Raw genomic sequence first — 10,852 nt, 5'->3', positions numbered from 1 at the left:
ACTTTAGCTACTCATAATATGTGGACACTTCGCATTTATTTCAAGCTAAAAAATAAATAATCCGCACATTTGCTTCTAGGTCTTACTTCTTGCCTTCTGAAGCTTGCATTGCAAGAACCGTATCCAGCATTCGGTTCGCAAAGCCCCATTCATTATCACACCACACTAGCATTTTCACTAAGTGGCCATTGCTCACTCGAGTTTGTGAACCATCAACAATCGCGCTATGGGGATCATGATTAAAGTCAATGGATACGAGCGGCGCTTCAGTATAGTCAACGATGTTGTGTAATGTACACTGAGATGCGTTAACAATGGTTTGATTTACGTCATTAACTTTCACATTCGTATTAATTGTGACACTTAAATCCATCGCTGTTACGTTTACCGTCGGTACACGCACAGATATTGCTTCGAACTTGTTAGAAAATTTCGGGAAGATTCTTTCAATACCTTTATGCAGTTTGGTATCGACAGGAATAATGGATTGGCTTGCTGCACGAGTACGGCGAAGGTCGCTGTGGTAAGCATCAATAACTTGCTGATCATTCATTGAAGAGTGAATGGTCGTTATGGTGCCTGATTCGATGCCAAAGGCTTCATCAAGAACCTTAATGATAGGAACGATACAGTTGGTGGTACATGAACCGTTAGAAACGACTCTGTGGTCGGCTTCGATAGTATCGTGATTCACGCCGTAGATAATGGTGTTGTCTAGGTCATTAGCTCCCGGATGTGAGAACAGTACCTTTTTCGCGCCAGCCGCAATGTGTGCAAGGCCGTCTGCACGGCAGCCGTAAACACCAGTACAATCAAGAACGATGTCCACTTCGAGGTCACGCCAAGGCAGCAACTCGATATCAGCAAGATGTAAAATACGAATCGTATCAAACTCACCTTTATCTTCCACACCGATGCCATGATGGACATAGATGTGCTCTTGGTCGTTGGAGATCTTCTTACCGAAGCGACCGTGGCTGGTATCGTACTGTAATAGGTGAGCCATAGCGTCAGGCTGAGCAAGCTCATTGACAGCTACTACTTTGATTTGTTGGCTTTTGCCACTTTCATAAACAGCGCGTAATACGTTACGCCCTATTCGTCCAAATCCGTTTATCGCGACTTTTAGCATAGTTCCGTACATCTAACCAAAATTTCGTGCAACAGATGATAACCGAATCCTACCCAAAAGGCATTAGTTGAGTTGTCTAACTAGACAAAAGCAATCTATTAGCATTGATTATCATTTTTGATTAATGTAGTTATTGAGGTGATGAGTTTTACCTAGTTCTACGGCTGTTTCTAACCCAGTTTTCTCAACCAAAGGAAAAGGTTATGTCTGGATACCCAGCGACTCATTTTTGCAAGACATGCAATAAAGACACACCACATAGTGAAATTCTTGTTCGCCAGACAAGCAGTTATGATACCGACAAAAGTTTACTCGGTAGAATTAAGCTTTTTGCTAACTCAATTATCAATGGCGGCCACTACTACAACATGGATAGGTACGTGACATGTAAAGTATGTGGCACTAAAGAGCTGGACAATTGGGGTAATGAATTAGAATAGCCTAAAATTTGTATATTACTAAAAAAACCGAGCCTGATAGCTCGGTTTTTCTTTCATTGCTTGTTAACAAGTAATGATTAAGCAAGAAGCTCTTTTGCTGTGTTTACTACGTTTTCAGTAGTGAAACCGAACATCTTGAATAGCTCACCTGCAGGTGCAGATTCGCCAAACGTTGTCATACCGATGATCTTGCCACCAAAACCAACATACTTGTACCAGAAGTCAGCGATGCCAGCTTCTACAGCAATACGAGCTGTTACGTCAGATGGAAGTACAGATTCACGGTACTCAGCGTCTTGCTTGTCGAATGCGTCAGTTGCAGGCATAGATACTACACGTACCTTCTTACCTTCAGCTGTTAGTTCAGCTGCAGCGTTAACCGCTAGCTCAACTTCAGAACCTGTAGCGATAAGGATCAGCTCTGGCTTACCTTCACAATCTTTCAGGATGTAACCACCCTTCACGATGTTAGCTACTTGCTCTTCGCTACGCTCTTGCTGTGCAAGGTTTTGACGAGAGAAGATTAGAGACGTTGGGCCGTCTTTACGTTCGATAGCCAGTTTCCAAGCGACTGCAGACTCAACTTGGTCACATGGACGCCATGTGCTCATGTTTGGAGTTAGACGTAGAGAAGCCATTTGCTCAACTGGTTGGTGAGTTGGGCCATCTTCGCCAAGACCAATAGAGTCATGCGTGTAAACTTGGATGTTCTGAACTTTCATCAGAGCAGCCATACGCATTGCGTTACGAGCGTACTCCATGAACATTAGGAAAGTAGCGCCGTATGGTACGAAACCACCGTGCAGAGCGATACCGTTCATGATAGCCGTCATACCGAATTCACGTACACCGTAGTGAATGTAGTTACCAGAGAAATCATTTGCTTCTAGAGACTTAGAACCAGACCACATAGTTAGGTTCGAAGGCGCTAGGTCAGCAGAGCCGCCCATGAATTCTGGAAGCATTTGACCAAACGCTTCTAGAGCATTTTGAGATGCTTTACGTGAAGCGATGTTTGCTGGGTTAGCTTGAAGGTCAGCAATGATTGCGTTGGCTTTCTCTTCCCACTGTGCTGGAAGTTCACCGTTAGTACGACGTTTGAATTCTGCTGCTAGCTCTGGGTAAGCCGCTGCGTATGCGTCAAACTTAGCATTCCACGCTGCTTCTTTCGCTGCGCCTGCTTCTTTCGCATTCCACTCAGCTGCGATATCAGCTGGGATTTCGAAAGGACCGTGTTCCCAACCCAATGCTGCTTTAGTTGCTGTGATTTCATCAGCGCCTAGTGGAGCACCGTGACAGTCGTGCGTACCTGCTTTGTTTGGAGAACCAAAACCGATGATAGTTTTAGTACAGATAAGCGTTGGACGAGGGTCTGCTTTAGCTGCTTCGATAGCTGCATTGATTGCTTCAGGATCGTGACCGTCTACTGCTGGAATTACGTGCCAGCCGTATGCTTCAAAACGCTTAGGAGTATCGTCAGAGAACCAACCTTCCACTTCACCATCGATAGAGATACCGTTGTCATCCCAGAAAGCAACCAGCTTACCAAGACCTAGCGTACCAGCTAGTGAACATGCTTCGTGAGAGATACCTTCCATCAGACAGCCATCACCCATGAATGCATAAGTGTAGTGGTCTACGATGTCATGGCCTTCTTTGTTGAACTGTGCAGCCAGTGCTTTCTCTGCCATTGCCATACCAACAGCGTTAGTGATGCCTTGACCTAGAGGACCCGTCGTTGTCTCGATACCAGGAGCGTAACCGTACTCTGGGTGACCAGGAGTCTTAGAGTGCAGTTGACGGAAGTTTTTCAGATCTTCAATTGAAAGCTCGTAGCCTGCAAGGTGAAGCAGAGAGTAAATCAACATTGAACCATGGCCGTTAGACAGGATAAAACGGTCGCGGTCAGCCCACTCTGGGTTTGCTGGGTTGTGGTTCAAGTGGCCACGCCAAAGAACTTCAGCGATGTCAGCCATACCCATAGGTGCGCCTGGGTGGCCTGAATTTGCTTGTTGAACACCGTCCATGCTAAGTGCGCGGATTGCATTGGCTAGATCTTTACGAGAAGGCATGTCTGCTCCTGGATACATAAGCGATTTAAAAAAGAGATAGTGCTAATGTTTTCATTTTAATTAGCGCGGGTATTCTCTCAAACGACTATTGCGACTGCAAACGTTTTACTGGCATTTTAACGGTCATTTTTCGCAATTTTCGAACATTTACATCACTTGTCAGCCGCTTATCTCAACCAACACGCAAACGTTTAGTTATGGCATATCATAAAAAAGAGCTTGTAATTCGACCGCTGGAATTTAGAATAGACGTCTAGATGTAGAAACACCTACAAAATATACTGTATTTAATGGCGGCGCTAGCTTGCGACGCCATGAACTATTGACACCAAAAACTAAAAGTGGAGCTCTCATGGCTAAGCACCTATTCACTTCTGAATCTGTTTCAGAAGGTCATCCAGATAAAATTGCAGACCAAATCTCTGATGCTGTTCTTGATGCCATCTTAGAACAAGATCCAAAAGCACGTGTTGCTTGTGAGACTTACGTAAAAACCGGCATGGTTATGGTTGGCGGTGAAGTAACAACGTCTGCATGGGTTGATATCGAAGAGATCACTCGTGAAACAGTTCGTGAAATTGGTTACGTTCACTCTGATATGGGCTTTGACGCTGACTCTTGTGCCGTTCTAAACACAATTGGTAAGCAATCTCCAGACATCAACCAAGGTGTTGATAAAGCTGACCCTAAAGAGCAAGGCGCGGGCGACCAAGGCATCATGTTTGGTTACGCGACTAACGAAACTGAAATCCTAATGCCAGCTCCAATCACTTACTCTCACCTTCTTGTTAAAAAGCAAGCTGAAGTACGTAAGAGCGGCAAGCTAGACTTCCTTCGCCCAGATGCGAAATCTCAAGTTACTTTCCAATACGACCAAGGCAAGATCGTGGGTATCGATGCAGTTGTTCTTTCTACTCAGCACTGTGATTCAGTAACAACACCTGACCTACGTGAAGCGGTAATGGAAGAGATCATCAAGCCAGTACTTCCTTCAGAGTGGATCAACAAAGACACGAACTTCTTCATCAACCCAACAGGCCGTTTCGTAATCGGTGGCCCAATGGGTGACTGTGGTCTAACAGGTCGTAAGATCATCGTTGATACCTACGGCGGCGCAGCTCGTCACGGTGGCGGTGCATTCTCTGGTAAAGATCCATCAAAGGTTGACCGTTCTGCAGCTTACGCAGCACGTTACGTTGCGAAAAACATCGTTGCAGCTGGTATGGCTGACCGTTGTGAGATTCAACTGTCTTACGCTATCGGTGTTGCAGATCCAACATCAATCATGGTTGAAACGTTCGGTACTGAGAAAGTAGCGCACGAAATCATCATTGAAGCAGTTCGTCAAAACTTCGACCTACGTCCATACGGTCTTCAAGAGATGCTGAACCTTCTTCAGCCTATCTACAAGCAGACTGCAGCATACGGCCACTTCGGTCGTGAAGAGTTCCCTTGGGAAGCGACTGACAAAGCAGCAATCCTTGCTGACTTCGCTGGCCTAAAATAATTTAGCCACTGCGATTTGTTTCTTTAAAGCCCTTACTGCTTAGTAAGGGCTTTATTTTTATGTACTTACCGAACCTTCACTAGCTACTTCTTTCTCTAACGCCCTTCTTTACCGTTAACCACTAAGTATAAAAAGCCGCTGATAATTTGTGTTTTCTAACACTACTGACAATAGTTAAGGTAACTCCTAGGCGATCAAGCTCACATTTAACTTAAATTAATTCAGTCTGATAACGCTCGTTAAATGCACGCTAGAACAAAAACTGGGATGACAAAGAGCAATTTAGCTCAACACCATAACTCTCATACAAACCACACCGATGAGTCTTATGGAATTATAACTAGGACGTTATTTAACTAGGGGGATCTATGCCTCGTACCGCACACCCATCCGAACTGAACGATAAAAAACACAAGGTCAGCGATAAGGATTACGCTCGCACCATTCCTTGCAACCAAATCAGTATTTCCGCACCCTTTCATTGGTTGTCGCTTGCTCTGCATGACTTAGTAAGAATGCCATTAATCAGCGCATTTTACGGTTTATGCTTTATGGGAGCGGCAATCGCCATTGTTCAACTTGTCCAATGGCAAGGAACACACTTGGTGGTGATGCCAAGCTTGATTGTGTACATGCTGATAGGACCTTTTCTTGCTCTGGGCTTGTATGACGCAGCCTGGGAAAGAGAAAAAGGGCACAACGCCAGCCTATTCCATTCAATGAAAGCCATTACTCGCAACTCGACTCACCAGTGGGCCTTTGCGATTGTATTAATGGTCGCGATGATATTCTGGATGCGTATCGCCGCTCTATTGCACGCTTTGTATCCATCAGTACAAGGCGCGCCATTAGCAGAGTTTGCGCCCTTCTTGATCACGGGTTCTGTTATTGGATTTGTTATCGCCAGCCTAATCTTCAGCATCTCGGCATTTTCTATTCCATTGATGATGGAGAGACGCGTGGATGTGATGAGCGCAATCTTCACCAGCTTCAATGCAGTGAAATCCAACATCCCAGCAATGGTGGTATGGGCAAGTATTATTTGTGCCGGTATTCTGGTGGGCTTTGCAACCTACGGCATTGGTATGATCGTCACCATGCCGCTACTTGGTTATGGTACATGGCATGCCTACCACGAAATCATCAAGAAGAATCACCACCTATAAATTATCGCCAGAATAACGAGCAATGTTATGATGAGGCCTTAGCTTAAACGCTGAGGCCTTTTTTTGGAGTTAACAACGTTTGTCTTACACCCCGCAACAACATCGAGCAAATAAGAAATTGGCCGAGTGCCTAGCTATCGCTAATCAACATTTCTCTCGTGAATTCCCATGCCCGACCATTACTTACAAGTTAAGAGGTAAAGCGGCAGGAAAGGCCTACCTTCAGCTCAATGAAATTAAGCTCAACCATGTACTCTTCGCCGAGAATGAGGATGCCTTCATTAACGAGGTGGTGCCTCATGAACTGGCACATCTGATCACACATCAGGTCTTTGGACGAGTGAGACCTCACGGGAATGAATGGAAATACGTGATGGAAAAGGTATTCAACGTGCCAGCCAAAACGACCCATAGCTTTGAGATATCCTCAGTGCAAGGAAAAACCTTTGAGTATCGCTGTGCCTGCACGGTTTATCCACTTTCTATCAGACGTCACAACAAGGTGTTACGTAACCAGTCAAGCTACCGCTGCCAGCAGTGTAATCAAACCTTGGCCTTTACAGGCACGCAACTCAGCTAACTCCCCGACTCGGCGCCAGCTTTATTTTATCGCGCCCCTCGCCAATTTAGAAAACTGTACTCAATGGAATTCATGATAGAAATGTAATGGAGAAATCCATCCTTTGAGTGCTAGACTGATGTTTATCATACTTTTATCAGTCTTTTTCTATGTATAAAACCACCCCAAAAGCATTTGGCCTATCGGTGTCTTTTTACTTATCGATAGTATTTGGCCTACTGGTAACCCAAAGCGTTTTCGCCGCTCCACCAAGCTCATTCTCCAAAGCAAAAAAAGAAGCCGTGAAGATTTACCTTGATCACCCGACTTCATTCTATTGTGGCTGTGACATTACTTGGAAAGACAAAAAGAAAGGCATTCCAGATCTTGCAGGCTGTGGTTATCAAGTGCGAAAGCAACAAAAACGGGCCAGTCGAATTGAGTGGGAACACGTGGTTCCCGCTTGGCAATTTGGCCACCAGCGACAATGCTGGCAAGGCGGTGGACGCAAGAACTGCACCCGCAATGACAAAATATTCAAATCCATGGAAGCCGACCTTCACAACTTAACGCCGGCGATTGGTGAGGTTAACGGAGATCGCTCCAACTACAATTTCAGTCAGTGGAATGGTATGGATGGAGTAAGCTATGGTCAGTGTGAAATGCAGGTCAACTTCAAGCAACGTAAGGTGATGCCGCCAGACAGAGCGAAAGGCTCTATCGCTCGAACTTATCTTTACATGAGCCAAGAATATGGTTTCAAGCTATCTAAACAGCAAACCAATCTGATGATGGCGTGGAACAAGCAGTTCCCTGTCGATGAGTGGGAATGTACTCGTGATGAGCGTATCTATGCCATCCAAGGGAATCACAACCCATTTGTTTATCCAGCTTGTAAATAGCACCACTCGCGTAACCCACATTCCTAGCCGTCTCAAACAAGAGTTTCAGAATTGCCCCTGAAACTCTTGCTCTACCCTTGTTTTTTCAACTGAAAGCATCCATGTTAGGCAGAGACAAAATACCCTAATGACACTATTTATAGGTTTACCAGCATGAGAATCCCTCGTATCCATCACCCAGAACGCATTCACCAGTTAGGTTCACTCGCTTTAGGCGAAGATGCCGCGGGTCATGTTGGTCGTGTCCTTCGTATGAAAGAAGGTCAAGAAGTGCTTCTTTTTGATGGCAGCGGCGCTGAATTTCCAGCGACAATCACTGAAGTATCAAAGAAGAGTGTCACTGTTGACGTGACTGAGCGTATCGAGCGCAGCAGTGAATCTCCATTAGACTTACACTTAGGACAAGTGATCTCACGTGGTGACAAAATGGAGTTTACTATCCAAAAGTCGGTAGAGCTTGGTGTAAACACCATCACTCCTCTGATTTCAGAACGCTGTGGCGTTAAACTAGATGCTAAACGCTTCGAGAAAAAGCTCGCTCAGTGGCAGAAAATTGCGATCGCAGCATGTGAGCAGTGCGGTCGAAATACAGTTCCAGTGATTCGCCCTATCATGCAACTTGAAGAGTGGTGTAGTGAACCGAGTGAAGCATTAAAGCTGAACTTACATCCTCGTGCAAAATACTCAATTAATACCCTTCCAGAACCTATCAGTAAGGTACGCCTATTGATCGGCCCTGAAGGTGGCTTGTCGGCTGAAGAAATCGGCATGACAGAACAATACAAATTTGAAGAGACGCTACTCGGCCCACGTGTACTTCGTACCGAAACAGCAGCTCTAACCGCAATTACTGCCTTACAAGTCCGTTTTGGCGATCTAGGCTAGGAGAAAAAAATGATCAAACTTGGCATCGTAATGGATCCAATTTCATCCATTAACATCAAAAAAGACTCTAGCTTTGCCATGATGCTTGAAGCTCAGCGTCGTGGTTACGAAATCCATTACATGGAAATGAATGATCTACACTTAGATCAAGGCGTAGCGATTGCAGACACTAAGGTCGTTGAACTCAAAGAAGATCCAAATGGTTGGTATGAATTCAAGTCAGAACAGACTATCGCGCTATCTGATTTAGATGCTGTACTGATGCGTAAAGATCCTCCGTTTGATACTGAGTACATCTACGCAACCTACATTCTTGAGCGTGCTGAAGAGAATGGCGCACTGATCGTAAACAAACCGCAAAGCCTACGTGACTGTAACGAGAAGCTGTTCACAGCATGGTTCCCTGAACTAACACCAACCACCATCGTGACTCGCAAAGCGGAGAAAATTAAAGAATTCCGCGAGAAGCATGGCGACGTAATCCTTAAACCACTTGATGGTATGGGTGGTGCATCTATCTTCCGTGTGAAAGAAGGCGATCCAAACGTATCAGTGATCATAGAAACACTGACTAACCACGGTCAAAACTACGCGATGGCACAGACTTTCGTTCCTGACATCAGCAACGGTGATAAGCGTATTCTTGTAGTTGACGGTGAGCCAATGCCTTACTGCCTAGCTCGAATCCCTGCTAAAGGCGAAACTCGAGGTAACCTTGCAGCTGGCGGTACTGGTGAAGCACGTCCTCTAAGTGACACAGATTGGGCGATCGCAAGAGCGGTTGCTCCTGCACTAAAAGAAAAAGGTCTAATCTTCGTTGGCCTAGACGTCATCGGTGATAAGCTAACTGAAATCAACGTAACGAGCCCTACATGTATCCGCGAAATCGAAGCCGCTTTCGATATCTCGGTAACGGGCAAATTAATGGATGCAATTGAGCGTCGCGTTAATGCAAAATAACCTAAGCTAAAAGAAAGCCCTAGCGCTTCACACATACGTCTTAGGGATAGAATGAGCGGCTTTACGCCGCTCTTTTCCTTTATTGGGAACACACTGGCAGGAGGCTCTATGAACCTAACGAACCACTTTTTGGTCGCTATGCCCGGGATGAAAGATCCGTACTTTCAAAACTCGGTAATCTACCTCTGTGAACACAACGAGGAAGGTGCGATGGGGTTAATGATTAACGCTCCCATCGATGTCACTGTCGGTAGTATGCTCAAACAAGTTGAGGTTGAATCTGAACAACCAAAACCGAATCAAGCCAGCCTTGATAAGCCGGTATTAAACGGTGGACCGGTTGCTGAAGACCGTGGGTTTATTTTGCACAAGCCCAAAGGCAGCTATCAATCCAGCATCAATATGACTGACCAAATCTCAGTAACAACCTCAAAAGATATCTTGATGGTGTTGGGCACAGAAGATGAGCCGATGAATTATTTAGTCGCACTTGGGTATGCAGGATGGGAACCGGGACAACTGGAAACCGAACTGACCGAGAACTCATGGTTAACCGTTGAGGCCGACCCTAAAGTCATCTTCGATACGCCAATTTCAGATCGCTGGAAAGTTGCGGTACAAATGTTAGGTATTAATGCCGCTCAGCTTTCAGCAGACGCTGGTCACGCCTAGCTCAAATCAGCTAAATAAAATAAACAGACACTCTCAAACACAGATAAATTTGGAAACCCCATGTCACGAACAATTATGGCATTTGATTACGGTACAAAAAGTATCGGCAGCGCGATTGGACAAGAAATCACTGGCACAGCGAGCCCTTTAAAAGCGTTTAAAGCTAAAGACGGTATCCCGAACTGGGACGATATCGAAAAACAGATTAAAGAGTGGCAACCAAATCTTATCGTCGTCGGGCTACCCACGGATCTTCACGGTCGTGATCTAGAGACCATCACACCAAGAGCAAAGAAATTTGCTAACCGCTTAAAAGGTCGTTTTGGTGTTGATGTTGAGTTGCATGACGAAAGATTATCGACCGCAGAAGCAAGAGCCGACCTCTTTGACATGGGTGGCTACAAAGCATTAAGTAAAGGAAATGTTGATAACCAGTCCGCAGTTGTCATTCTCGAAAGCTGGTTTGAAGCACAATATTCTTAACGAAAATTAAGTGAGCAAAAAGCAACCCGATTTGTGATCCCCACGAATTTCTCGCCGTAAAGACGATGCAATTC

Annotated in this window: 11 protein-coding genes; 9 read left to right on the top strand and 2 right to left on the bottom strand. The window is 45.2% G+C overall.

The genetic code is table 11. The features are described from left to right. Positions 1-82: 82 nt before the first annotated feature. Complete coding sequence (gene epd / locus BCT81_RS13570; protein ID WP_102424756.1) at positions 83-1,132, bottom strand: erythrose-4-phosphate dehydrogenase; 1,050 nt, start codon at positions 1,130-1,132, stop codon at positions 83-85. Positions 1,133-1,335: 203 nt separating this feature from the next. Here epd and BCT81_RS13565 point away from each other — a divergent pair, with 203 nt between their 5' ends. Next, positions 1,336-1,572, top strand: coding sequence for a hypothetical protein (locus BCT81_RS13565; protein WP_102424755.1), 237 nt, complete (start codon positions 1,336-1,338; stop codon positions 1,570-1,572). A 77-nt stretch (positions 1,573-1,649) separates the two neighbouring features. Here BCT81_RS13565 and tkt read toward each other — a convergent pair whose 3' ends face one another. Then, complete coding sequence (gene tkt / locus BCT81_RS13560; protein WP_102424754.1) at positions 1,650-3,644, bottom strand: transketolase; 1,995 nt, start codon at positions 3,642-3,644, stop codon at positions 1,650-1,652. Positions 3,645-3,996: 352 nt separating this feature from the next. Between tkt and metK the strand changes: the two genes are divergently transcribed. From metK to ruvX, 8 genes are all read left to right on the top strand, one after another. Beyond that, complete coding sequence (gene metK / locus BCT81_RS13555) at positions 3,997-5,151, top strand: methionine adenosyltransferase (protein ID WP_004738986.1); 1,155 nt, start codon at positions 3,997-3,999, stop codon at positions 5,149-5,151. Between the two features lie 368 nt (positions 5,152-5,519). Further along, positions 5,520-6,317: a DUF2189 domain-containing protein gene (locus tag BCT81_RS13550; protein WP_008223581.1), complete on the top strand. Its 798-nt coding sequence runs from the start codon at positions 5,520-5,522 to the stop codon at positions 6,315-6,317. A gap of 79 nt (positions 6,318-6,396) precedes the next feature. Continuing rightward, a complete protein-coding gene (locus BCT81_RS13545) occupies positions 6,397-6,897 on the top strand; it encodes a SprT family zinc-dependent metalloprotease (protein WP_102424753.1) in 501 nt (166 codons plus the stop codon). Between the two features lie 149 nt (positions 6,898-7,046). Further along, a complete protein-coding gene (locus BCT81_RS13540) occupies positions 7,047-7,778 on the top strand; it encodes an endonuclease (RefSeq protein ID WP_102424752.1) in 732 nt (243 codons plus the stop codon). Between the two features lie 153 nt (positions 7,779-7,931). Further along, complete coding sequence (gene rsmE / locus BCT81_RS13535; protein ID WP_102424751.1) at positions 7,932-8,663, top strand: 16S rRNA (uracil(1498)-N(3))-methyltransferase; 732 nt, start codon at positions 7,932-7,934, stop codon at positions 8,661-8,663. A gap of 9 nt (positions 8,664-8,672) precedes the next feature. Next, positions 8,673-9,623: a glutathione synthase gene (gene gshB, locus BCT81_RS13530; protein WP_102424750.1), complete on the top strand. Its 951-nt coding sequence runs from the start codon at positions 8,673-8,675 to the stop codon at positions 9,621-9,623. Between the two features lie 108 nt (positions 9,624-9,731). After that, a complete protein-coding gene (locus tag BCT81_RS13525) occupies positions 9,732-10,295 on the top strand; it encodes a YqgE/AlgH family protein (RefSeq protein ID WP_102424749.1) in 564 nt (187 codons plus the stop codon). 60 nt (positions 10,296-10,355) lie between these two features. Then, complete coding sequence (ruvX, locus tag BCT81_RS13520) at positions 10,356-10,778, top strand: Holliday junction resolvase RuvX (RefSeq protein ID WP_004738973.1); 423 nt, start codon at positions 10,356-10,358, stop codon at positions 10,776-10,778. Positions 10,779-10,852 lie beyond the last annotated feature (74 nt).

Source organism: Vibrio sp. 10N.261.52.A1 (assembly GCF_002876325.1).
Taxonomy (GTDB): Bacteria; Pseudomonadota; Gammaproteobacteria; order Enterobacterales; family Vibrionaceae; genus Vibrio; species Vibrio chagasii.
This window is presented reverse-complemented; position numbering and strand designations above follow the sequence as displayed.

Bases quoted from the DNA above. Each gene is read 5' to 3' on its own strand.
- epd (WP_102424756.1), bottom strand. From the start codon at position 1,132: ATGCTAAAAGTCGCGATAAACGGATTTGGACGAATAGGGCGTAACGTA.
- BCT81_RS13565 (WP_102424755.1), top strand. From the start codon at position 1,336: ATGTCTGGATACCCAGCGACTCATTTTTGCAAGACATGCAATAAAGAC.
- tkt (WP_102424754.1), bottom strand. From the start codon at position 3,644: ATGCCTTCTCGTAAAGATCTAGCCAATGCAATCCGCGCACTTAGCATG.
- metK (WP_004738986.1), top strand. From the start codon at position 3,997: ATGGCTAAGCACCTATTCACTTCTGAATCTGTTTCAGAAGGTCATCCA.
- BCT81_RS13550 (WP_008223581.1), top strand. From the start codon at position 5,520: ATGCCTCGTACCGCACACCCATCCGAACTGAACGATAAAAAACACAAG.
- BCT81_RS13540 (WP_102424752.1), top strand. From the start codon at position 7,047: ATGTATAAAACCACCCCAAAAGCATTTGGCCTATCGGTGTCTTTTTAC.
- rsmE (WP_102424751.1), top strand. From the start codon at position 7,932: ATGAGAATCCCTCGTATCCATCACCCAGAACGCATTCACCAGTTAGGT.
- gshB (WP_102424750.1), top strand. From the start codon at position 8,673: ATGATCAAACTTGGCATCGTAATGGATCCAATTTCATCCATTAACATC.
- BCT81_RS13525 (WP_102424749.1), top strand. From the start codon at position 9,732: ATGAACCTAACGAACCACTTTTTGGTCGCTATGCCCGGGATGAAAGAT.
- ruvX (WP_004738973.1), top strand. From the start codon at position 10,356: ATGTCACGAACAATTATGGCATTTGATTACGGTACAAAAAGTATCGGC.